The sequence below is a fragment of the Sodalis sp. RH24 genome, assembly GCF_047324145.1.
Taxonomy (GTDB): Bacteria; Pseudomonadota; Gammaproteobacteria; order Enterobacterales; family Enterobacteriaceae; genus Acerihabitans.
The window spans coordinates 4,914,539-4,937,847 of the sequence record NZ_CP178729.1; the positions used below are offsets into that span (position 1 = coordinate 4,914,539).

Annotated in this window: 24 protein-coding genes; 9 read left to right on the forward strand and 15 right to left on the reverse strand. The window is 52.2% G+C overall.

Annotated features, from left to right (window positions below; translation table 11 throughout):
* Nucleotide 1: 1 nt before the first annotated feature.
* The 10 genes from ACL2XG_RS22295 to ACL2XG_RS22340 form a co-directional block, all read right to left on the reverse strand.
* Nucleotides 2-904, reverse strand: coding sequence for an ABC transporter substrate-binding protein (locus tag ACL2XG_RS22295; RefSeq protein ID WP_410013929.1), 903 nt, complete (start codon nucleotides 902-904; stop codon nucleotides 2-4).
* 15 nt (nucleotides 905-919) lie between these two features.
* Nucleotides 920-1,645, reverse strand: a complete 726-nt coding sequence (locus tag ACL2XG_RS22300; RefSeq protein ID WP_410013930.1) for an ABC transporter permease — start codon at nucleotides 1,643-1,645, stop codon at nucleotides 920-922.
* Nucleotides 1,642-2,292 carry an ABC transporter permease gene (locus tag ACL2XG_RS22305; protein ID WP_410013931.1) on the reverse strand — a complete coding sequence of 217 codons (651 nt, stop codon included), beginning with the start codon at nucleotides 2,290-2,292 and terminating at the stop codon, nucleotides 1,642-1,644. The genes ACL2XG_RS22300 and ACL2XG_RS22305 overlap by 4 nt, the downstream gene beginning before the upstream one ends.
* Nucleotides 2,282-3,391: an ABC transporter ATP-binding protein gene (locus ACL2XG_RS22310; RefSeq protein WP_410013932.1), complete on the reverse strand. Its 1,110-nt coding sequence runs from the start codon at nucleotides 3,389-3,391 to the stop codon at nucleotides 2,282-2,284. The genes ACL2XG_RS22305 and ACL2XG_RS22310 overlap by 11 nt, the downstream gene beginning before the upstream one ends.
* Before the next feature lie 380 nt (nucleotides 3,392-3,771).
* Complete coding sequence (locus ACL2XG_RS22315) at nucleotides 3,772-3,918, reverse strand: hypothetical protein (RefSeq protein WP_410013933.1); 147 nt, start codon at nucleotides 3,916-3,918, stop codon at nucleotides 3,772-3,774.
* A gap of 115 nt (nucleotides 3,919-4,033) precedes the next feature.
* Nucleotides 4,034-4,954 (reverse strand): alpha/beta hydrolase, encoded by a 921-nt coding sequence (locus ACL2XG_RS22320; protein WP_413723567.1) that lies wholly within the window; start codon nucleotides 4,952-4,954, stop codon nucleotides 4,034-4,036.
* Between the two features lie 319 nt (nucleotides 4,955-5,273).
* Entirely contained in the window at nucleotides 5,274-5,420 is a 147-nt protein-coding gene (locus ACL2XG_RS22325) for a hypothetical protein (RefSeq protein ID WP_410013935.1), read from the reverse strand.
* Between the two features lie 323 nt (nucleotides 5,421-5,743).
* Entirely contained in the window at nucleotides 5,744-6,310 is a 567-nt protein-coding gene (gene flhC, locus ACL2XG_RS22330) for a flagellar transcriptional regulator FlhC (RefSeq protein WP_413721230.1), read from the reverse strand.
* A gap of 2 nt (nucleotides 6,311-6,312) precedes the next feature.
* Nucleotides 6,313-6,663, reverse strand: a complete 351-nt coding sequence (flhD, locus tag ACL2XG_RS22335) for a flagellar transcriptional regulator FlhD (RefSeq protein WP_413721229.1) — start codon at nucleotides 6,661-6,663, stop codon at nucleotides 6,313-6,315.
* A gap of 878 nt (nucleotides 6,664-7,541) precedes the next feature.
* Nucleotides 7,542-8,363 carry an AraC family transcriptional regulator gene (locus tag ACL2XG_RS22340; protein WP_413721228.1) on the reverse strand — a complete coding sequence of 274 codons (822 nt, stop codon included), beginning with the start codon at nucleotides 8,361-8,363 and terminating at the stop codon, nucleotides 7,542-7,544.
* Between the two features lie 264 nt (nucleotides 8,364-8,627).
* Between ACL2XG_RS22340 and ACL2XG_RS22345 the strand changes: the two genes are divergently transcribed.
* Complete coding sequence (locus tag ACL2XG_RS22345) at nucleotides 8,628-10,025, forward strand: MFS transporter (protein ID WP_410013939.1); 1,398 nt, start codon at nucleotides 8,628-8,630, stop codon at nucleotides 10,023-10,025.
* Nucleotides 10,026-10,057: 32 nt separating this feature from the next.
* On the forward strand, nucleotides 10,058-12,016 hold the full coding sequence (locus ACL2XG_RS22350; protein ID WP_413721227.1) for a glycoside hydrolase family 127 protein: 1,959 nt from the start codon (nucleotides 10,058-10,060) through the stop codon (nucleotides 12,014-12,016).
* A gap of 142 nt (nucleotides 12,017-12,158) precedes the next feature.
* On the opposite strand, the gene ACL2XG_RS22355 is transcribed toward ACL2XG_RS22350, so the two are convergent.
* On the reverse strand, nucleotides 12,159-12,773 hold the full coding sequence (locus ACL2XG_RS22355) for a CGNR zinc finger domain-containing protein (protein ID WP_413721226.1): 615 nt from the start codon (nucleotides 12,771-12,773) through the stop codon (nucleotides 12,159-12,161).
* 93 nt (nucleotides 12,774-12,866) lie between these two features.
* On the opposite strand from ACL2XG_RS22355, the gene ACL2XG_RS22360 reads away from it, so the two are divergent.
* The 4 genes from ACL2XG_RS22360 to ACL2XG_RS22375 all read left to right on the forward strand — a co-directional run bounded on the left by ACL2XG_RS22360 (nucleotide 12,867) and on the right by ACL2XG_RS22375 (nucleotide 16,443).
* A complete protein-coding gene (locus ACL2XG_RS22360; protein WP_413721225.1) occupies nucleotides 12,867-13,808 on the forward strand; it encodes an alpha/beta fold hydrolase in 942 nt (313 codons plus the stop codon).
* 295 nt (nucleotides 13,809-14,103) lie between these two features.
* A complete protein-coding gene (locus tag ACL2XG_RS22365; protein ID WP_413723485.1) occupies nucleotides 14,104-14,844 on the forward strand; it encodes an SDR family oxidoreductase in 741 nt (246 codons plus the stop codon).
* A gap of 200 nt (nucleotides 14,845-15,044) precedes the next feature.
* Nucleotides 15,045-15,707: a dTMP kinase gene (locus ACL2XG_RS22370; protein WP_410016746.1), complete on the forward strand. Its 663-nt coding sequence runs from the start codon at nucleotides 15,045-15,047 to the stop codon at nucleotides 15,705-15,707.
* Between the two features lie 253 nt (nucleotides 15,708-15,960).
* Nucleotides 15,961-16,443: a glutathione peroxidase gene (locus ACL2XG_RS22375; RefSeq protein ID WP_410013943.1), complete on the forward strand. Its 483-nt coding sequence runs from the start codon at nucleotides 15,961-15,963 to the stop codon at nucleotides 16,441-16,443.
* 182 nt (nucleotides 16,444-16,625) lie between these two features.
* Here ACL2XG_RS22375 and ACL2XG_RS22380 read toward each other — a convergent pair whose 3' ends face one another.
* A complete protein-coding gene (locus tag ACL2XG_RS22380) occupies nucleotides 16,626-17,546 on the reverse strand; it encodes a LysR substrate-binding domain-containing protein (protein WP_413721224.1) in 921 nt (306 codons plus the stop codon).
* Between the two features lie 141 nt (nucleotides 17,547-17,687).
* On the opposite strand from ACL2XG_RS22380, the gene ACL2XG_RS22385 reads away from it, so the two are divergent.
* Both ACL2XG_RS22385 and ACL2XG_RS22390 read left to right on the forward strand, forming a co-directional pair.
* A complete protein-coding gene (locus ACL2XG_RS22385) occupies nucleotides 17,688-18,077 on the forward strand; it encodes a RidA family protein (RefSeq protein WP_413721223.1) in 390 nt (129 codons plus the stop codon).
* A 149-nt stretch (nucleotides 18,078-18,226) separates the two neighbouring features.
* Complete coding sequence (locus ACL2XG_RS22390; protein WP_413721222.1) at nucleotides 18,227-19,186, forward strand: quinone oxidoreductase family protein; 960 nt, start codon at nucleotides 18,227-18,229, stop codon at nucleotides 19,184-19,186.
* Nucleotides 19,187-19,498: 312 nt separating this feature from the next.
* On the opposite strand, the gene ACL2XG_RS22395 is transcribed toward ACL2XG_RS22390, so the two are convergent.
* Nucleotides 19,499-19,990 carry a lysozyme inhibitor LprI family protein gene (locus tag ACL2XG_RS22395; RefSeq protein WP_413721221.1) on the reverse strand — a complete coding sequence of 164 codons (492 nt, stop codon included), beginning with the start codon at nucleotides 19,988-19,990 and terminating at the stop codon, nucleotides 19,499-19,501.
* Nucleotides 19,991-20,196: 206 nt separating this feature from the next.
* Entirely contained in the window at nucleotides 20,197-21,435 is a 1,239-nt protein-coding gene (locus ACL2XG_RS22400; RefSeq protein ID WP_413721220.1) for an IS110 family transposase, read from the reverse strand.
* A gap of 643 nt (nucleotides 21,436-22,078) precedes the next feature.
* On the opposite strand from ACL2XG_RS22400, the gene ACL2XG_RS22405 reads away from it, so the two are divergent.
* Complete coding sequence (locus ACL2XG_RS22405) at nucleotides 22,079-22,429, forward strand: hypothetical protein (protein ID WP_413721219.1); 351 nt, start codon at nucleotides 22,079-22,081, stop codon at nucleotides 22,427-22,429.
* A 381-nt stretch (nucleotides 22,430-22,810) separates the two neighbouring features.
* Here ACL2XG_RS22405 and ACL2XG_RS22410 read toward each other — a convergent pair whose 3' ends face one another.
* Nucleotides 22,811-23,164: a hypothetical protein gene (locus ACL2XG_RS22410; RefSeq protein ID WP_413721218.1), complete on the reverse strand. Its 354-nt coding sequence runs from the start codon at nucleotides 23,162-23,164 to the stop codon at nucleotides 22,811-22,813.
* Nucleotides 23,165-23,309: the final 145 nt, after the last annotated feature.

Consider the following 23,309-nt stretch of genomic DNA (forward strand, 5'->3'; position numbering starts at 1 on the left):
ATTATTTATCCAGGCCGTGCTGGGTCAGCCATTCCTTTGCCACCGCATCGATACTGTCAAAATTGGCCAGTTTGCCGTTCATGACAATCAGATCATCGGTGGTAAGCTGGGCGGAAATCTTATTCAGCGTGTCACCGACCGGGGCGCTGAGTTTGTCGGCGGCAATCAGGGGCACGATATTTTGCGCCGGGAACAGATGCTTGGGATCCTCCAGGGCCACCAGGTTATTTTTTTTCATCGCCGGGTCGGTCGAGGTCATATCCGCCACCTGGATTTGATTATTGACCAGCGCCGACAAAGTCAGCGGTCCCGCCACATCCAGTACCTTGAAGTTTTTAAAGGTCAGGCCGTAAATGTCTTTCAAACCCTTCACCCCCTCGCGCCGGCTTTTCCATTCCGCCGGTCCGCCCAGCACCAGTTTGCCGGCGACGGGCTGCAGGTCGCTGATGGTCTTCAGGTTATATTTTTTGGCGGTTTTGTCGGTAACCGCCAGCACGTCGCTATCCTGCGCCCGGGAGATGGACAGCATCTTGATCTTGGCGGGCAGGGCTTTACCCAGCGCGGCCTCGACATCTTCCACGCTATGGGCCTGGGTTTTCTCGTCCAGATAGCTCAGTGTCGCGCCGCTGTATTCCGGGATTAAATTAATGGAACCGTCCAGCAAGGCGGGCATATACACTTCCCGGCTGCCGATGTTTAATTTCTTTTCCACTTTGATATTTTTCGCGGCCAGCGCGTCGGCATAGATCGTGGCCAGCAACTGGCTTTCCGGAAAATCCGCCGATCCCACGATAATGGTCCCGATATCGCCGGTCGCGGACGTTTTATCATCAGCCGATGCCGGGGCGGTCTGCAATAAAACGGCGGAAAACAACGTTGCTGCGAGCAATTGATTCATTTTCATTTTGACGGGCTCCGGTTAATGATATAGGCGATTGATATAGTGGGTTAATAGAATAAAAGGCTTACGCCGGCGCTCGCGCCGCTGTATGCCGGATGAGACCATGAAACGAATGAACAACGAGAAGATAAAATCCACCGCCAGGGCCAGCGCGCCCACCGTAATGGCGCCGGCGACCATCTGCGGATAATCGTTTTGCGCGCGGCCGTCGATAATCAACCGGCCCAGGCCGCCCAGCGACACATAGGCGGCAATGGTGGCGGTGGAGACAATCTGCAGCGCCGCGCTGCGAATGCCGGACAGGATCAGCGCCAGCGCGCAGGGAATTTCCACGGTCAGCAGCAGGCGCCAGGGTGAATACCCCATGCCGACGGCGGCGTCGATAACGCTGGGATCAATGGCGGTCATGCCGGAATAGATCCCCATCATAATCGGCGGCAGCGCCAGTATAATCAGCACAATTAGACAGGGGACGATAAACGCCAGATCCGATTCGAACACCGGGCCGAAAATAATGACCAGTAAAATAATCAGGCCAAACGTGGGCAAGGCCCGCATGGCGTTGGCGATACCGATAAGCGTGCGTGTGCCTTTGCCGGTATGGCCGACATAACAGCCAATGGGAAAAGCGATAATCAACGCGATAAGCAACGCTTCGGCGCTGTAAATAACATGCTGGGTGATTAATACCAGCAGGCCGTCATCGCCCAGCCAATGGGCGCTGTCCATAAACCACGCTATCATCGTCCGCTCCGTTTAGGTTTCCAGGCCGTGATCTTATTCGCGCCCAGCAGCAGTAAATTATCGAGAACCAGGGCCAGCGCGATACATAAGACGATACCGGCGATAATCGGCGTCAGAAAATGCAGCTGGAACCCCTGGGTAAACAGCGCTCCGAGCTGCGGCATGCCCACCACCGCGGCGATGGACACGATACTGACATTGGATACCAGGACCACCCGCATCCCGGCGGCGATAACGGGAACCGCCAGGGGGAGCTCCACCAGCAAGAACCGCTGCAGCGGCCGGTATCCCAGGGCCACGGCGGCCTGGCGGGTGTCTTCCGGCACGGAATCCAGCCCGTCGCATACCGTGCGCACCAATAATGAAAACGCGTACAGCGTCAGCGCAACCACCACGTTAAGCGTGTCGAGAATTCGGGTGCCAAGGATCCCCGGGAGCAGCACAAACAACGCCAGGGAGGGAATGGTATAGAGCAGTCCGAGCATATTGAGCAGCAGGTTCTTGATATGCGCGCTGCGATAGATAACGATCCCGGCCGGGATGGCCAGGATTAACCCAATCAATACCGGCACCACGGACAAATACAGGTGCCAGCACAGCAGGTTGAAAATGGTGTCTTTTTGCGCCCAGAGCCAGTCAAACCGCATGGCGTTGCTCCACGTCCATCGGTTGACGCGCGGCGCCGAACGCCTGCTCGATATTCACCGAACCGAGTAATTGCCGGTTATCGTCAACGACGATCCCCCGGCCGGAAGGCGAGCTCAGCACCGCGTCCATCAGTTGCCGCAGCGAGCCGCTCAGCGGCGCAAACGTACCGCTCAGGTTAATGTCGCCGGCCAGGATATGGCTTTTTGGCTGGGCGACATCAAACCAGCCCAGGGGCTGGTTGTCAGCGGTCACCAGTATCCACCGGCCCTGCGCCCGCTCACGGGCCTCGGCGACCGGCATCCCCACGGCGGCGCAGGGTTCGCTGGACAAGGCCAGGCCGGAGGGGATGGCGCTAAAGGCCAGCTTACGGTAGCCACGGTCCCGGCCGATAAAATCGGCGACAAACGCATCGCCGGGATGGTTAAGCAGCCTAGACGGCGCGTCGATCTGCGCCAGCCTGCCGCCGGGCCTGAACACCGCCACCCGATCGCCCAGCTTCATGGCTTCATCAATATCGTGCGTGACCATAATAATGGTTTTACCGATATCGCTTTGCAGGCGCAGGAATTCATCCTGCAACTGCTCGCGCACCACCGGATCCACCGCGCTGAAGGGCTCGTCCATCAGCATGAATTCCGGATCCGAGGCCAGCGCCCGGGCAACACCTACCCGCTGCTGCTGCCCGCCGGACAATTGCCAGGGATAACGCTGGCCCATCTCCGGCGACAGGCCCACCCGCGCCAGTAAATCCAGCGCGGTTTTCCGGGCGGCATGCCGCGTCGCGCCGTTAAGGCGCGCGGTAACGGCGACATTATCCTGTACGGTTTTATGCGGGAATAAGCCGGCATTCTGGATGACATAGCCTATCTTGCGCCGCAGCCGCACCACATCCATATCCTGCGTGGATTGCCCATTGAGCGTAATCACGCCCGAACTCGGCTCAATCAGCCGGTTGATCATGCGCAGCGAGGTGGTTTTGCCGCAACCGGAGGGGCCGACCAGAATGGTGATTTTTGCCGTAGGCGCGACAAAAGACAATCTGTCCACGGCAACGGTGCCATCGGGGTAAAATTTGGTGACATTGTCGAATGCGATCATGGCTTATCCATCAAATTTATAATCCGCGCTGTAAAATCAGGCATGTATATTCTTGTATGTACAACCAAGCAATTTAGATGCCAACTCCAGTCGGATGTCCGCCCGCCCACAGCGGTGGCGGGACGCCCCGTTGCCTGCGCGATGATGAGTTAGGGCGGGAGCCTGGATGTTCCATCATGTAGCGCGGCGCACTGTAATGAGGCACCGCCATCAACAGAGTTTGCCTAATGGGTAAGGGGGTATGGATAAAGAGGGGAGGGGCTTGGCGTTGGCGCGGCTATGCGACCGCCATAAGCGCAAAAAAAAACGCAAATCCATGATCATATCTTGATATGGATTTGCGCCTTGATGAAAAATTTTGTCTTACTTTTACCGCGCTATTATTCCGCGGTATTGACATGCTGGTTAGAACTTTGCGTTACCGGATAGGTATTGGCATAGCTCTGGTAGTCACCGCCGGCGGCCATGGAAACTGCGGGGGCGAGCATGGCGGAAATAAGGGCTAAAGCTGCGATGGTCTTTTTCATGATTGATATCCTCTCGTTCTGTTTGTACAGGTGAAAGCCTTTCGCTTTCGATGTGATTAATATAACGCTCATTAATTAAATAGTCTAGTGAATAAATTTGTTTTTATTGTTCAAATTATTTGATTTGATGTGGGGTTTGTCCGCTATTCGACCTGACAAAAAGCGCAATGGCTTCAATAACGCCCGGAGCCAGGGGAAGGTTCGCATCGGCATAGGCGGCCAGATTGATGCTGGGTTCATCAACAGCGACCCGTTTAAGCACATGATTGGTGTCGGGGATCAGGAGAAGGGTAGAGGCCGGCGCGAACTGATGGAGACGTTTGGCATCCGCAATACCGACCTGGAGATCGCGTTTTCCCTGCAGTATCAGCACCGGCTTGTTAACCTGCTTGATGAGTTGCGCGGGATCTAAGGCAAAGAGGCTGATCAGGAAGGATTGCACCGCCGGCCGGAATAACGCCTCCAGGGCCGGCGGCACTGCTCTGGCATCTATGAGCTGGCCGGACGAAAGCGCGGCGATCGCCTTGGCGGCCGCGTCAAGCAACGGCGCGTTGGCGGGGTTGGCGCGCAACTGGGACATCAGCACTTCGCCGGCCGGCCGGCCGGGGCATGCGACCAATAACAGCCCGGCTATATGTTCCGACGCTCGTGTTAGTGCGCTAAGCGCCACTAAACCGCCTTCACTATGGCCAAGCAACCATACCGCGTTTGTGCCGGTACGCCGGCGCAGGGTGTTAATCCAGTTGTGAATGTCATCGACATAATCAGCGACGGTCACCGCATCCGGGTCCGGTACGGCTGCCGCGCTGGCAAACATGCCGCGCTTATCGATGCGTGCGCTGACTATCCCCTTGGCGGCCAGTCCTTCCGCCAATAATTTATAGGGCGCGGCTTTTATTCCCAGTACGCTATTGCCGTCGCGATCCGTTGGGCCGGACCCCGGGATGATAAGGACCACTGGCGAACACTTATCTGGCACTCCACTAAGGGTTCCCTTAAGCGGCCCCATTGGACCTAACGCGTCAATAGTGCTCATCGGAGTTAACCCGCGCCGATAAAGTTAACATAACCGGGGAAAACCCCGGCAAATCAGCTGAATTCAATAAATACAAATACACTGGGATCTCGCAGGCAACGTTTACTGACACTGAATCTTATAGCCCAACGGCCATGTTGTCTCTTATTTTGCGGGCATACGGGTCACGTTGCGCCGGCTGGCGTGGCCCAGGCGGCGCTGATGGCAAATCATGCTGGCAAGGCCACTCAAGGCGGGCAAAAAAAATCGCAAAACCACGACTTTTGCGCCATGGTTTTGCGATTTAATCAATTTTTTTGTCTTTTACAAAATGACGCCCTTATTCGGCGGTATTGACGTGATGATTACTGCTTTGCGTCACCGGATACGTGTTGGTGTAGCTTTGGTAATCACCGCCTGCCGCCATGGAAACTGCTGGAGCAAGAACGGCTGCGATAAGGGCGAGGGCTGCGATGGTCTTTTTCATGATTGATATCCTGTGTGGTATGAGTGAAAGCGTTTTGCTTTCGATGGAATAAATATAACGCTCATTAACATAATGGGATATCGAATAAATTCGCTGGTGTTGTTCAAATTAACTGATTTATAGACCAGGTGGTATAGGCCACGGATAACCTCAGGCGGTTAGCCGCTGTGGCGTCATAACGGCAATGCGGCGAGACGGATGTCCTGGCGAAAAAAAAACCTGTCCGGCGCTCTTAGCCTGGGCGCGTATGCCACTCATAATATGCCGATTTCAACAGTCCGTTTCATGCCTTTCAGCCAGCGTGATAAACAGGGGGGCATTAATTAGTACGCATATTGTGGCGTTATCGCTGGCATTTCTGATTCGGGCATAATCTTACGTCTTTTTATGGCCCGCGACGGCGGCTGGCATAAGCTGCAGACAAACCCATAAACCGGATGATGGGCATAAGTGACAAAATGGCCCTGACAATGGCTACAGGGCGTTAATTGCAGCATGCCGCTATTGACAAAGCGTACCAGGGTCCAGGCGCGGGTCATGGTCAGCAGCGGTAACTCGTCCACCTGCGGCGGGCACTGCTCCAGATAGAGGTGATAAGCCTGGATAATTATCGCTATATCGCTGGATTCGCCGTTTTTCTTTAATGCCCGGAAGATATTATAAAACATAGAGGAGTGGATATTCTGCTCCCATATCATATACCAGTCGGTAGAGAACGGCAGCATCCCTTTCGGTGGAGGGCTGCCGCGCAATTCCTTATAGAGTTTGATTAATTTGGGGCGGCTGATCTGTGTTTCACATTCCAGCATCTGGAGACGCGCCCCCAGGGTGATCAGTTCCATGGCCATTTGGATATCTTTTGCTTCCTGAATGATGCTTTTATAGGTCATGGTCACCCCCTTGGGTTAGGTAAAGGCACTATTTTTGCGCTTGTACGTTTTGCTAACACAGTCGACAAAACAATACCCGTATGAAGTTGCTGCAATTCGTCAATCCGCGACTCTTGGGTCAGCAATCTAATGGTCTGATGGTCATCAAAGCGAAACAGGCATAAGAGTTGACTGGCTTCCGACAGTTTCGTCATTTGTGATGGTATCAGCTTTTTCAGCGTATCGGCCATGTCTTCATCAATACCCAGGCGAAACATTGCGGCGGCTTTATCCTGATTAATCAAGCGTTGCGCCAGAAGTAAATAGGAAAAATTAAGATCGAAGATATATTGGCGAATTTCTTTGGCGTTCATTTTTTCATCCTGACAATCACCGTTAACCATAATTAGAGTATTGATATTATTATTTATATAAAACAAGCACTAAAGAATAACAATCCAACGCATAACATCACACATTCGGTCATATTCGTCTCTCTTTTCCTGATTGCTGCTAAAAATAGCCTGGTATCACCGGGCAATTATTCACTATTAACTAGCCGGAGAGCTCGTCTGTCATACATTAGTTGTATGACCAACCAAATAGATGAGATGCCATTTATTTTCATGAAAGTTAACAACTGATACTTTCTCGCAACCAAGAATTAAGTGTGAAGCCATCAATATTTGACTTAATTGCTGCGAGGATAATAGTTACAAAGTATTAATTTTATATTAAGACAACGCGTTTAATTAAGCAAATGTTACAGCGATCGACATATTAAATAAATACCTATTAAAATCAACCACTAATAATTTATTGACTTTTCGCTATTTTTTAGTAATAGCTGATATTAAAAATATTAGCATGGTAATTAAATTGAAGTGTTAAATATTTAGGCTCTTTATTTTGCTTAAAGTGCATTTAACATGAATTTTTAGTGGCAAAATTGTGACTTAATCAAAATTATATGCAGTAAGTGAATCCATTCGCGCTCAGCCGAGCGTAATAAGGTAAAAGTGTTGCGGTATTTTAACAATTACCTATTAAGCCAGCGTATGCCGTAATGATAATTAATACCCTACTGCGCATAACATACCCGGCAACGGCTTTCCACAGTGTGTAAAGGTTGTATCGCTCAGCGACGGGTGAGTAAGCAGGGGTGGCTTGCGTGCGCAGAGGGTGCGTCAATCCGGGCGCCTCTCCCGGCCGGTGTTTTTTTTGGGTCTTCCCCTGTTGTTCCCCAGCGTGCCTAGATATCCGAATTGATATGCTCTTTACAGTAACGCTTTTTATATTCCAGCGGCGTCAAACCGGTTAGCCGGCGAAACAGCCGCCTGAAGTATCCCACATCCTGGAAACCACAGCGTTTTGCGATATCGGCAATGATGCCGCAGTCCGCAACCAGCAGTTTTTCTGCGTTGCCGATGCGCCGCCGGTGAATGGCCTCGGTAAGGGTCATACGGAACGTCATTTTATAGACCCGGCCCAGATAGTCGGCATTGCAGAAGAGTTGAGACGCCAACCCGGATGCGGTAAGGGGCAGATGAAACTGGGTGCCGATCAGCTGTTGCGCTTTCCAGGCCAAGGCTATGCCCGGTTCCGCCGGTTCAGTGCTTTCGGTCCAGCCGTCCGCCACCTGTTGCAACAGCAGCAGCAGAATTAATTCCAGCGAGGAAGGGGGCGATCGGTTTTCCTGCTCGCTGAGAAACAGCCTGAACAGCGTAACAAACCGGCGTGGATCGCGTATTTTACTGTATTGCGGTATAGGTAATTTAATCGCCTGTTCTTTGGCGGCATTACTGGCCGTCATGCTGAAGTGCAGCCAGTAAAATTTTAAATCCGCGGGAAAATTACCTATGCCCGTATGTTCCCGGCCTGGCCATAATAAAAGCGATTCCCCGGCTTTGACATAAAAATCACGCTGGTTCTCTCGAATCGCTAATATCCCCTGTTCAACAAAAATTAATTCATAGGATCCCAGGACGCGGGTGGGGTGGTGGCCCAGGCCGCGGGAAATAAAAAGGCCGCCATTTTCAATTCTAATGGGGTAATTAACTGATATTTCTAGCATAATCAATTACCTTGGTTGCCGTTTTCCTTCACCTTAGCAAACCTGACTGGGCATGTCAGGTAATATAAACGCACTATTGATCTGCTTCACAATTTTAAATCCATGTCGGAATTGTACCCTTTATCTGCCTTTTCCTCACCTTGTTGCGCCCCCGGTAGTGTGCGACGTTTAACCGGTGGAACCCTAAAAATGCTTATTACATTGAAGCGTTAACTTCTTAACCCTTCCGCATGCCAATAACGCGTTATCGGCGAGGAGAAAATAATGTCAACCACCTCCATTCCCCATACGGTTGCCCCGGCAATAACCGCCGGCAGCTATTTATCCATGCGTGAAAAAATCGGTTACGGTTTAGGCGATGCGGGCGGTACCGTTATTACCTGCCTGATGATGAATTTCCTCACCTTCTTTTATACGGATATATTCGGACTCACCCCGGCGCTGGTCGGCATTATGTTTATCGTGCTGCGCGTCGTGGATGCCGTTTCCGATCCCCTGATGGGCGTGGTGGCTGACCGGACCGTAAGCCGCTGGGGACGGTTTCGCCCCTGGCAACTATGGGCCGCGCTGCCCATCGGTATTATCGGTATCCTGACGTTCACCGTGCCCGATGTGGGCATCCATGCAAAAATCCTCTGGGCCTTTGTCACCTACCTGATGCTCTCCCTGAGTTATACCGCCATCAATGTGCCCTATTGCGCGCTGATAAACACCATGACCGGTGTCCACCGGGAGGTGATTTCCTGTCAGGCCTGGCGTTTTGTGCTGTGCGGCGTCGCCGGTTTCCTGGTCTCGGTGGGATTGCCCTGGCTGGTGGAGGCGCTGGGGCGCGGCCATGCGGCCCAAGGCTATCAACGCGGCGTCGCCGTGCTGTGCGTTATCGCGGTGGCGATGTTTTTGTGCTGTTTTTTCTGGGTGCGTGAACGGGTGCCCCTGGCGGTGATGGGTAAGTTTTCACTACGGGACCATTTGCGGGGTCTGCGGCAAAACGATCAGTTGCTGCTGATGTTGCTGATGTCATTTTTGCTGATAAATGTCTTTAATATTCGCGGCGGCGGCTATATGTATTTTATTACCTATGCGCTGCACGGCAGCGCCGGCTACGCTTCGCTGTTTTTTACCGCCGTCACCGTGGCGTCCATTCTTGGTGCCATGATCGTCAATGGCCTGTCACGGCGCATCGATACGGTAAAACTCTATTATTACACCAATATTACCCTGGCGGTCCTGGGCATCCTGATGTGGTTTATCCCCATTGGCGAGGCGTACCGCACCCTATGGCTGGCGCTGATTTTCATCAACAGCATTATCCTCGGTTTTACCCTGACGCTGCATTTCTCCCTTATGGCGTTTGCCGATGATTATGGCTTCTGGAAAACGCGTATCCGCTCATCCGGCATGAGCTTTGCCTTTAATCTGTTTTTTATCAAACTGGCCTGGGCATCCAGCGCCGGTATTATCAGCCTGGTGTTCGTTCTGGTGGCCTATGCTCCCGGCATCGATCGCCAAACCCCCGCGTCGCTCCACGGTATCCAGATGATGGAAACCCTGATACCGACGATATTCCATTTATTGCTGGCTGTGGCGTTGCGTTTTTGCCGGCTGGACAATACCAGTATGGCCCGTATATCCCGCGATCTTCAGGACCGCCGGTTGGCATAAACATTGATTAAACATTGATTAGGTAATCAAAAATGGAAAAAACATCCGAAATCGACCTGCATCATATCAAGCTGACCGATTCCTTCTGGCTGGATTATCAGCGACTGGTCAGGGATGTGGTCTTGCCGTACCAGTGGGAGGCGCTAAACGATCGTATCGCCGACGCGGAACCCAGTCATGCCATAGAAAATTTCCGCCTCGCGGCCGGACGCAGCCAGGGAGAATTTTACGGAATGGTATTCCAGGACAGCGATGTCGCGAAATGGCTGGAGGCGGTGGCCTGGATGCTGTGCCGGCAGCCGGATCCGCAGCTGGAGCGTACCGCCGATGAAACCATTGAGCTGATCGCCGCCGCCCAGCAGCCGGACGGCTACCTGAATACCTATTTTACCGTGAAGGCGCCGGAAAAACGCTGGACCAACCTGGCGGAATGCCATGAGCTGTATTGCGCCGGACATATGATTGAAGCCGGCGTGGCTTACTACCGCGCCACCGGCAAAACCCGCCTGCTCGAGGTCGTGTGCGCCCTGGCCGATCATATTGACGGGGTTTTCGGCCCGGGTCCCCGGCAGTTGCATGGGTATCCGGGCCACCCGGAAATCGAGCTGGCGTTGATGGAATTGTATGACGTCACGGCCAATCAGCGCTATCTCGCCCTGGCGCGCTATTTTGTTGAGCAGCGCGGTACCGAACCTCATTTCTATGACCTTGAATACGAGCGCCGCGGCCGCACTTCCCACTGGCACAACTACGGCACGGCCTGGATGGTGAAAGACAAGGCGTATAGCCAGGCGCATAAACCCATTGCGCTGCAGGAAACGGCGGTAGGCCATGCGGTCAGGTTCGTTTATCTGCTGGCGGGCGTCGCCCATCTGGCGCGTGTCAGCGGCGATGATGAGAAGCGCCGCGCCTGCCGTCGCTTATGGGACGACATGACCCGGCGCCAGATGTACATTACCGGCGGAATCGGCGCCCAAAGCCATGGCGAGGCGTTTACTTCCGGTTACGATCTGCCCAACGACACTGCTTATACGGAAAGCTGCGCGTCCATCGGCCTGATGATGTTTGCCAGGCGCATGCTGCAAATGGAGGCCGACGGGCAGTATGCCGACGTGATGGAGCGAGCGCTGTATAATACCGTGCTGGCGGGCATGGCTCTTGACGGCAAACATTTTTTCTACGTCAATCCGCTGGAAGTCCATCCTGGCGCCATTAAATGCAACCATATTTACGATCACGTTAAACCGGTGCGCCAGCAATGGTTCGGCTGCGCCTGCTGTCCGCCCAATATCGCCCGGTTGCTGGGCTCGCTCGGCAATTACATTTACGCCCGCAACGACGAGACCCTGTTTGTAAATCTCTATATCGGCAGCGAGGTGACCCTGCCGGCGGGCGATCGTGCCCTGACGGTGCGGCAAACCGGTAATTACCCTTGGGACGAAACCGTTACTCTCACCGTCACCTGTGCGGCGCCGACATCCTTTACGCTGGCGCTGCGTTTGCCGGGCTGGTGTCCGTCGCCGCAGGCGATGCTGAACGGCGAACCGGTGGCTATGGCGCCCCGGTGGGGATATGCCTATTTCACGCGTACCTGGTCTGAAGGCGACAGTATTCAACTGACTTTGCCGATGCCGGTGCGCCGGGTCCGCAGCAATCCGCTGGTGCGCCAAAACCTGGGAAAGGTTGCTTTGCAGCGTGGACCGCTGGTGTATTGCCTTGAACAGGCCGATAACGGCGATAATTTGCATCAGCTGCGTTTGTCCGCCGGAAATGATTTTCGCTTAGTGTCCGGTGAAGGCGTGCTGGCGGGGAAAACCCTGATCCAGGCGCCGGGGGAGGGCCTGCCGCCTGCGGATGTTTCGCAACAAACGCTTTATGATTATGACGGAGTACCTCCGCGGCGCCGGCAGCAATCCCTGCTGTTTATTCCTTATTTTTGCTGGGCCAACCGCGGCGAAGGGGAGATGCGGGTATGGGTCGCAGAGGACTGATCCGATATCGCCGTATAAAAGGAGACGCGGGGCAGGGAGCGCCCCGGGGCGTCAGGCCTGCCTCGTCAGCGCAGCGATGGCGGCAGCTTCGCCGGCCCGGGCGAAACAGATTGTCTATGCCGGCCGGCTATCGTGCCTGACATCACCGCGGATTGCGTATGGCGGCGGAACGCAATTGGGATGTCTTCCTGGAACGAAACGCCGCCACTTTCATCCGATTGCCGCAAGTGGCCATGCTGCACCAGCGGCGGCGGTGCGATTTGCTCAGGTCATGGAAGAGCAGAATGCAGTCATGGGCTTCGCATTGGCGTACGAATTCGAATTTATCGCCCGTAACCAGACGTACCAAAGCATCGGCCACAGGCCAAAGCAGGCTTGCCGGGCTGCTATCCCGGTGGTGAACACCGATGCGCAATTCCTGCGCTTCGCCATCCCATTCCAGCCTCTTCACCGGACAACCCGCCGCAAGCACCTGATTGATGGCGGTGAAATCGGCTTGAACGCCTTTCATTGCCGCGTTCACCACTGCCCGCGCACAGTCGCGAAGCCCGCGGGCTTCAGCCAGCAGGCCACAGGGGATCTGCTGGTTAGCGCCATCGGGCCAAAGGCCCGCCAGCTTCAGCCAGCTCGCGACGCTTTGATCGTCGGTTAGGCAGTCATGATGTTGGTCGCCCACACCGTACTCACTGTTAATGAAATCGAGGGCAAGATTGTCCGCCAGAAAGAGCGGGCCGGAAGACGTGCTGGTCGGATTCATATTGGCCTGTAACTAATAAAATATATTTGACAGGTTACCAAAAAACCACGTAACCTTCAAATTACAAATTTAACGGTTACAAAAGGAATTATCATGACCTCTTCCAAATCGATTGCAGCTACCGGACCCGCGACTTCTCTGCTTGTTGACGGTGCGCATTCCGCCAATGCTATCGGCCCCATTCGTTACCGCTACGAGCAGGTGGGTGATGTGAAGGTTTTCTACCGCGAGGCAGGCAACCCCAGCGCACCCACGCTACTGCTGCTTCACGGCTTCGCAGCCTCATCGTTTATGTTTCGCGACCTTATTCCCGAACTGGCCGAACGCTATCATGTGATCGCGCCGGATTTACCGGCCTTTGGTTTTACCGCGGCCCCGGCGCGGGGCGAGTACGCCTACACCTTCAGCCAGCTGGCGCAGACCATCGGCCAGTTTACCGAACAGCTTAAGCTCGCTACATACGCGCTTATGGTTCACGACTACGGCGCCCCGGTGGGATGGCGCCTGGCTGTCGCCCATCCTGAGCGGGTGACCGCCATTATTTCTCAGAACGGCAACGCCTATGAGGAAGGATTGGGCGATAGCTGGGCACCTATTCAAAAGTACTGGCGCGAACCGACGCAGCAGAACCGGAGCGCCCTGCATGACTTTCCGACACCGGCCTCGATTAAGTGGCAATACCTGGAAGGGGTTACCGACAAGGATTCGGTTTCGCCAGATGGCTATACGTTGGAAGGGCTCCAGATATCGCGGCCTGGCAATGCGGACATTCAGCTCGACCTGCTTTTGGATTACGCCTCCAACGTAGCAATGTACCCCGCCTTCCAGGCGTACTTCCGCAAGTACCAGCCACCATTGCTGGCGGTTTGGGGAAAGAACGATCCGTTTTTCCTTCCGGACGGGGCCGAAGCCTGGAAACGCGATCTGCCCAAGGCGGATATTCGCTTCTATGACACCGGGCACTTCGCGCTTGAAACCCACGCCAGGCAAATCATTCCTGTGATTCGTGCGTTCCTGGACAAGAATATAGGGTAGCGGGTCGGTTTGAGATGTTGGCCAAGGCAACCGCTCAATTCAACAGGCTTATCCACAGCGCTCCTGGCCAAGGGATCTGCCGGGAATGCCCTTGCTATCAAAGTATTGTCTGCTTTGTGCCAGAGCAGACTTTGAAACAATTCTAAAAACGCCTGACAACGAAATGACTAACCAAAAGTGAATCTGCTCTGGATAGGTCATCCATTCATGCCACTTCTACACAATTAAACAGATGACGACTATGTTTATCTTTCGTAAGGTAAATGGCGATTATAAGGATCAAAAGGGCGTAATTATGGGAAGATTTCACGGTAAACGTATACTTATAACGGGTGGCACCAGCGGCATTGGGCTGGCAGGCGCGCTGCGAATTGTGAAAGAGGGAGGACAAGTTGCCATCACGGGGCTGAGTGAAGAACGTCTGGCCCAAACCCGCAAACTGTTGCCGGACACTGCACTGATCCTGAAAAGTGATGCTGCAAGTGAGGCTGATATTGATGCGCTCGCAACGGCAGTCAGCGGCTGGGGGCACCTCGACGGATTGTGGCTGAATGCGGGTTACGCAGAAATTGGCGCACCGGAATCCGTTACGGCCGACGCCTTTAATCGCATGATGAATGCCAATGTTCGCGGGCCCATGCTGCAGCTTGCATCACTTTCCAACACGTTGAACCCAGGTGCATCAGTGTTGGTCACCGCATCGTCTTCAGTCTATGAAGGTGCGCCCATGACGAGCTTATATGGTGCAACAAAAGGCGCCGTTGTCGCCATGGTAAAAAGCTGGGCCGCCTCACTGGCCGCGCGCAATATTCGCGCCAACACGCTGGTGCCAGGACCTATCGAGACTAATTTTAGACACTTCATGTCCGGGGAGTCGCGGCAAAAGTTTGAAGATTTTGTGGTAAGCCAGGTGCCTCTCAGGCGAGCCGGTACAGCTGATGAAGCTGCCGCCGTCGCACTTTTTCTGCTTTCAGATGATGCGTCCTACGTAACCGGAAGCCAGTATGCTGTGGACGGCGGGCTGGTTCACTATTAATGTGAAACCCAATTTAGATCATTATCTTACTATATGATTTGGTAATCTATTCATTTGCCTGTTTTGGGTATTGGGTTCACGCTGACGCTACAGGCAACTGCTACGAACGAAAGGGTGGTCAGCGGTTAATAAGAAGGTAATAAGATGCTTTTGCCAGATTTGAGTTTTAAGCAAACCCTATGTCAATCGTCATTTCAAGAATGAGTCGTCCGCTGTTTATTTCTCTGGATGGGCCCAAGGGAGTCGGCAAAACCACACTGTTGGAGGCCATTACGAAAGTACTCAGGGCAGATAACAAGACGGTGATCCGACTTTGCGAGAAAAAAAGCGATCCCTACAGGAGGGAAACAATGGCCCTCGTGAACAGGCTCGCTAGAAATCCCACCCTGGATTTGGAATTGGAAGTTTGTGAGCGCTTTGCCGATAGCCGTGCCTGGATTTCCGAGCATGTGCTGACTAAACAGCCACCGGGCAGCATTATCTTAATGGATCGTTGGTACCCGTCGGAAGCCGCGTTTCGCCGGATGGTTCCATTTGCAGAGATCTTACAGCTTAACATTGAACGAAACGTGCGAACGCCAGACCTGCATGTCGGGGTTGTTACTGCGCCTGACATTTCATGGACAAGGGCCGCGGCCAGAACGCGTGGGCTAAGTAGTACGGTAATTCATAAGCTGGAAGAGCATGTAGCCTGTACCAAGGCGTTTGAGCGAGAAGTTGCAGATCACGGCTGGGTTTTATGCCGTAATGAAGGAATCATCGAAGACGCAACGATGCAGGTTATTTCTGAGATCTACAGAGTGCTTGGATGCCCTATAGGCATCGGTTTTGCGGGCAGGGCTTCTGCCGCATGTCGCCAGTAATTACAGCAACCTATTCCGTCACCCTCCACCCCAGTGTGACCCTCAGATTTGTGTTGCGTCTACAGAATCGAAACCACTCAGTATTTTCAGTCTTGTTATGATTTACCGGGCTGGCTGCCAGCCACGGTCGTGAATACTCATTGAATCGGCGCTGCTACTGACTCTATCTTACTCATAGCGACACGAGGCCTTTAGCACGTCTGTTTGTTGTTCTTTTCGTTCGACTTTGCAAATCTTCTCTGAGGAGCCCGACATGATCACCTTTCATCAACTCACCGCCACCAGTCTGGGTGGCCAGCTCATCTCTATGGCCGACTATGCGGGTAAGCTGGTTCTGGTGGTTAATACCGCCAGCCATTGTGGCTTCACGCCACAATACGCAGGCCTTGAATCGCTCTACAAGAAGTTCGCCGCCCAGGGTCTGGTGGTGCTTGGTTTCCCCTGTAACCAGTTCGGTAATCAGGAACCCGGCGGTGCCGATGAAATCGCGCAGACCTGCCACATCAACTATGGTGTGAGCTTCCCGATATTCGAAAAAGTGGAGGTCAACGGCGCTGCTACGCACCCGGTGTTTCGTTACCTGAAAGACGAATTGCCCGGTGTGCTGGGGGGGCGGATAAAGTGGAACTTCACTAAGTTCCTGATCGGACGCGACGGCAAACCGGTCAAGCGTTTTGCACCGTTCACCACCCCAGAGAAAATGGAAACCGTAATTCTTGCTGCACTTGAAATCTAAGTGTTCGTGTAATTCGAATCGTCCACATTTAGAGAGCTTCCGATAAACTGATTATGCCCGAGTGGGATTAACGTCCGCTCTGTGCCAGGAGCGGACGTCGACATCTGAATTCCCTTTCAGTCAAGACCACCAGAATGACCACCAATCGACGCTGATGAGCGAATCAGGGGGCTGGGACGTAGTTACTTATTGTTAGAATTGGGGACATGGTGCTGCATCAATTCAACGATCCAATCAATAAAAACTCGCAGTTTGGCGTTGACATGGCGGTTCGGCGGAAACGCCAGGTACAGAGGCATTGGATTAATACGCCAGTGTTCAAATAGCGGAGTCAAGGAGCCACAAGCCTGATGTGCTGCCGCCATATAGACTGGCAGCGCAATCACGCCTAACCCGGCTAGCCCAGCTTCGAGGTAAGCATTGCCATCATCCACTGCAAGCACATAGCTGCTTTTGATTTCAATATGTTCACTCTCACAGTGCAGCACCAGAGGATCAATCTTACCGGTGCGTGAAGACAAGAATCCCACTATGCGATGGTCGGTGTTTTCCAGATCGCGCGGGTGCGCAGGAGCGCCAAGGCGTTCCACATAGCTGGGGGCGGCGTAGACGCCGATTTGCAAATCGCCGACATGGCGTGCGATCAGGGACTGGTCGGTGATTTCGCCACCGCGCAAGACGCAATCCACATTGTCGCCGATCAGATCCACCACCCGGTCGCTCACGCCCATGTCGAACTGGATATCAGGGTAGCGTGCGTGGAAAGCCGGTAGCGCTGGCACCAGCACAAGGCGGGCCAGCGGACTGGGCACATCCACCCGTAATCGTCCTCCGGGCGTAATCGCCGCACTGGAGAGGCTGTTTTCAGCATCCTCCATGTCCGCCAGCAGGCGGATGACGTGCTCGTAGTAGACCGCGCCGTCGGGAGTGACACCGAGCTTGCGGGTGGTGCGATGGAGTAACTTGACGCGCAGGCGCGCTTCCAACTGCTGAATAAGTTGCGTCACCGTGGTTTTGCTCATATGAAGCGTCTGGGCAGCCTTTGTGAAGCTACCTGCCTCCACCACGCGAGCAAAGGCGCGCATCGCATCGAAACGATCCATTCCTTATCCTCTCTTTCTCACCGATTGTTTGGATTTTACAAACAATGATGGACAAAGTCGCCTGTTTATCCGCCCGATCCAGTACCTGTAAAGTGTCTTTATGTTCACCGGGCAGATTTCGCCCATTGCAAAGGTACAAACATGACAACACGCGAAGCAGTTTTTCCCTTCGGTCGGCAGGCGCTCTATGAGCGCAATCGCTATTCACCGGCCATCAAATCCAACGGTTTCTTGTTCGTTTCGGGGCAGGTGGGTAGCCGGGAGGATGGTTTGCCTGAACAGGATCTTAAAGAGCAGATCAGGCTGGCATTCGATAACCTTAATGCTGTTCTCGCGGCTGCGGGCTGCACGTTCGGTGATGTGGTTGACGTTACCCTCTTTGTCGTCGATCCCGAGTCAAACCTCGACGCTATCTGGAGTATCCTGCCAGAATATTGGGGGGAGGCGCCTTACCCTACGTTGACCGGGATCGGCGTGACGTGGCTTTACGGATTCCAGTTTGAGATTAAGGTGATTGCCAGGCTGCCCTAAGCGTTACGGGTCTTTCCGCCAGTCGAAAATTCAACAGGGCAGACCGCGCTGCCTGTAGAGGCAGCAGAGAGATTTCTGAATTGCTATATGCCGCATCGGGATGGTTTGCCAGGCTGGTCAGGATTTACTGATGAGACAGAGGAAAATTTATGAAAGCAGCGGTTTATGACGTGGAAGGCGCTCCCGGCGTCCTGAAATATGTCGATATCCCCGAACCGGTCGCAGGACCTGACGACGTTCTGATTTCTGTCGAGGCTATCTCGATAGAAGGTGGAGATCTGATCAACCGCCGTTTAACTCCGCCGCCTCTTCCTTCATGGATCGTCGGCTACGCGGCCGCGGGCACAGTTGTTGCAGTAGGATCGAACGTCCGTAGCCGTACGGTTGGGGACAGAGTCGCGGCTTTTCACATGCAGGGATCACATGCGGAACGTTGGTCTGTGCCCGCGGAACGAACCTGGCTTATACCCGATGGGGTGGATATGGCAGAAGCGGCGGTTTTACCGATTTCTTTTGGAACCGCGCACCATTGCCTTTTCACTCGAGGCATGCTCCGGCACGGAGAAACCGTCCTTATTCAGGCAGCAGCTGGTGGCGTGGGGCTCGCGGTCGTTCAGCTTGCCTCACAAGCAGGCGCAACGGTCATCGCCGTGGCAAGCGGAACGCAGCGAAGAAGCCGGTTGCTGGAACTTGGTGCCGATCATGTCGTGGATCGTGCAGAGAATAACGTCGTGGACAGTGTCAGACAGTACACCCATGGCAGCGGTGTTGACCTCGTCATCGATCCGGTGGGGACGACGTTGCCTGCTTCGCTTTCTGCACTCGCTCCGGAAGGACGTCTCATCTTCGTCGGTAATGCGGGCGGTGGAGGCCTGACTGTCGACTTGTGGCCGCCAATGCAGTCTAACCAGACACTCATGGGGGTATTCATGGGACCCCTTTTTGAAAGGCCTGGAGTTCGGGCAAGTGTGGACGACATGTTGCAGGCTTTAGCAGCAGGGCGCATCAGGATTGTCATTGACCGCATCTTCCCCCTGGCCAGCGCTGCTGCGGCCCACGAATTCGCCGAGACAGCGAAACCGCTTGGGCGCATCGTTATGAAGCCATGAGGTGTGTTTGACCCGTATGAGCGCGCTGGGCTAATTACTGTGTTCTGGTGTCAAGGCTAAGTTCAGATGTCAAGGGTAGGGGAAAGCTGAAATGTCCGCTCTGTGCCAAAAGCAGACGTTGCTAAATCAGTCTATGTTAATAAACGGGGGGCAGGGAAGAGTGTAAAAGCGCCGGAAAGCCCCACATCACATTGATGTATCATGAGGCATGAGTCTTTATGCTAAATACACTCAACCCGCATTTTCAATCGATCTCCCGAGACCGATTCTGTACTCATGGAAAGCATGCTTGTTGCACTGTTTTCTAGTATTTCATTCGACGTTATGGAAAAGTGGTTCCGGTAGTACTGGCGGTGTCGAGTCTTCATAGCGCAGCCAGTTCTGCCACTGATTATGAATCCTTAATTCAATCAGGGCTATCTCACGGTCAGTAGCTTTAACCCCTCGAATTGTGCCTCCCTGCCACTCTACACCAGTAGCATGTGATGCCGTATCAATCAGAATGTCCCACGCCTTATTTTCTGCCTCAAAGGCATTAAGGGTCTGGTTATCTTGTGTTGCCGAAATACGTTGACGTGCTGTGTTTAAATACTTCGCTTCGACAGACTTAACTGCATCACGTTTTGTGCCTATACAATCATTCATATCAATAGTTGTCTGCTGGGGATTGTCAGGGCAAGCTATTTCAAAAGTTTCGGTATTATCCTTCAGTACACTGTCTGGCAGCGGAACTTCGGCATAACTGTGTAAAACGTATCCTGATAAAAAAACTAGCGGTATAAGGCGATAGCGTAGTTGAGTCATGGTAGGAAATTATTAAAAGTTACGGATACATCAACAGTAATCCAACTTGAGGGTAAAGAACATCCTGCACAGTGAATTCCTGGATTATACCGGGTCTGTGACCTGCTGCTCGTTGATGAACATACGGCTATGTCAGAAATGACAATACCTGGTTTGAAAGCAATCGCAAACTTCCGCTTCACGCCCTGAGACATTCGACAAGCTTTTTATGGCTTCAGTAAGGGCGAGTGTCGCGCTTCGAGTGCCAGCAAATATTTCGCTTCGTCGTAGCGGGTTCTGGTCTTCCAGCAGCGGTAAATGATCCTTATCCATTTGAATGCCAGAGCACGAATCGCTGATTGATGAGATTTTCCTTTTTCTCGCTGTCCCTGATAATACAGCCTGGCCCAGTATGATGAGTTAACCGTTTTCGCCGTCCATTCCACGAACGTCTGTCGAACGAACTTGGCACATTGCCAACGCCAGTGAACCCAGGATTTCTGGCCACTTCGTTCTGTTACCGGTGCTATACCTGCGTAGTTTTGAATTTCTTCTGCGCTAGTAAAACGGTCACGGTTATCTCCAAGTGCAGCAAGCATACGTGGGCCCATACACGGCCCCATGCCTGGAAGCGATTTGAACAGACCTGCATCTGGCAAAGTGTCAAACAACGTTTCGATTCGTTCGCCATAGGTTTTGATGATTTCACTCACGACTTTGATTTGTGTCGCCAGTGCTGTTGCCATCAAAGCATTAGCCTCTATAACACTCGGGTCGGTAGTTAATGGGGTCGCATTATCAATACTCGCAACACGTAGCTCGGTAAGGGCCATTGCGCGGCCACCTTTGGCATTCAGAAAGTTGCGGATCGTATCGCTCCTGGCGCGTTTCAGTTGTTGCAGACTGGGCCACCGCATAATCAGTTCACACAGTAGCAAGCTACCCCGATGTGAGAACCACTCCAGGGGCTGAGGATAATACTGTTTAAGCGTGTTGATTAGCCGGTTCACAAAACGGCGTTTATCTTCAACCAACTGACGACGCTGCTCAACCAGTTGCTGAAGTAAGCGAATATCCGCATTGTCGGGTTCAATGGCTTTTATCTTTTGGGGGTAACGTAGCATTAACTCTAATGCCAGTTCGGCATCCTGCGGGTCATCTTTTGCGCCGCTGGGTGAGAAGGCCTGCCGGTAACGAGCCAGCGATAAAGCGTGGACAGGAAAAACAGTGATAAACGGATATTTTTGAAGAGCATATACCACGGGGCCCTTCTTCAGCTCGAGAGCTATAGCGATCCTGCCTTTTACCTTCTGGTGTAACTCGGTAAGCCAGACATCAAGCGCTTCTGCTGTATGTTCAATCACATGGAATACGCGTTCACCGTTATTAAACTGAACACAGACATCGTGTTTTTTATCTGCCCAGTCCAGACCAACATGTGCAGCAAATTGATTAGTCGCAGTCATCACCAACTCCTTCTCATCGGGGATTGGTATGCATTCCACGCTCTTCGAAAGAAATATAGCCAGCAGTTATCTGCATGCCCTGAGTATTCGTTAGCGAACGTGGAGCACCTACTGGCTCGAAAGAAAAGCGGCGATCATCACGTGATTCTCGCTCAATATTCGTAACCAGTAAGCGCATACCCTGAATCACTTAAAAGTGTAATTCTCAGGGTGCGAATGACTATACCTCGCTCACAGCGGACCTTCAGCTCAGGTAATTTGTCCCCTACGTGCCAGAAGCTGACATAGCTAGTCCCTAGGCACATTGACCAGCAGGTCATCCATCCTTTAACATATCGTTATGAAATTTAAAGGATCGATGTTATGGCTTATGAATTAACTTACAGACCCCTCGAATACGGATCGAATGAAAGTTATCTTCGCAGAAGTTTGGAAGACCCTTCATTACTAATTCCTGAAAAAGAGATAGGATGTTTTCTAGTTCTCCAATCCTCATATGCACTACATGAAACTATTGGCCTTTCAGCCCAAAACCTAGATATTTCATGGCAGTCTAACCAAAATTACTTATCGTCAAATTGTGATGGTGAGGCCCCTCTAGCTTGTTATCCTATTTATTTGATTACAGTTGGAGATGATGAAAATGAAAAGCTTGTTTACATCGGCAAGACATCATCGAAGAGCTCACGATTTTCTTCAGGCCACAGCGCAATTACTAAGTTACACCATCCTAAATATGACAATTTGTCAAAGCGTATATATTTGTGCTGTGTTGTTTTTTTTTAAAAACAGCAAAACCATCCCAATAGAATGGATTAAGCCTTTTGATTTCGCTGAGAAACTATTGAGTGAATTTGAAGCGAACTTGATTTATTGGAATAAACCAGAGTTGAATACGCAACATATGAAGAAAGAACCTACATTTGAATATGGGCAAGTTCATGCACAAAATGTAACTGGCGCAACTTATTTTTGGCATGATAAATTCATTTAGAACTATATAAACAAAACTTGAGTTAATTCTCTATTTTCCGCACTTTTTTCCCAATGAGTTCTACACATTGGTCAAGATTGTGCTCAAGGGCGCAATAAACTTAGTGTTGCGTCTGTAATTCGCTCAGACAGTGTGAAAACGGTTTAAGCTTCAGAGGTGAACGCAAAAGAGGCTGACGCCTGCGCTTTTAAGTAAAATCTTCATCATCTTTCTATGCAAATTTTCTAAGAAGTCGTCTAAACGCGTGACCTTCTGTCAGCAATCAGAGTTTTCATACAGCCTGCGATCGAAGCTGCCCTTGGGCCCGCCTATGGCAGTTGAGTGCCAGAAGTGACCCTGACCCGAAATCCTGCTCCAGTCAGAAACAGAATTCCGGATGATCTACACTCCCTGAACTTTGCCTGCCGCCTTATCGTATATCTCGTTTAACTCTTCTACAGTTGGTATTAGCATCAACGCCGATGTTAAGTTGTATCTTGCTCTTTCAACCTGCTCCAGATTCCAATCTTTCTGCGATAAAAGAGATAAGCGAGTCACCTCGCTATCTATTAGCTCTACATTCTCGACTAGCCACTTTTTAGTCGCTAGCATTGCCGCAACTACTGTTGCACGATCTACCTCTGAAGATGCAAGTTCAAATTTCCCACAATTATAATCAACATCCGGTAGCGTCTGCTTGAATGCAGATACCAATACTTCCTTCATCTGTTGGCTAAAATCTATGCGAGGACTCATCAAAACCCCTTAGTGTTTGTTTATTTATTGCTCGTTTTAAATCGACAGCCAAATGTTTATAGAATGCTGCACTAGTCTGTTCCCTGTTTTCGGTATCCCGAATCTTGCATTGTTTCTCCTGCTCACGGGTTTTTTCTTAACTTTC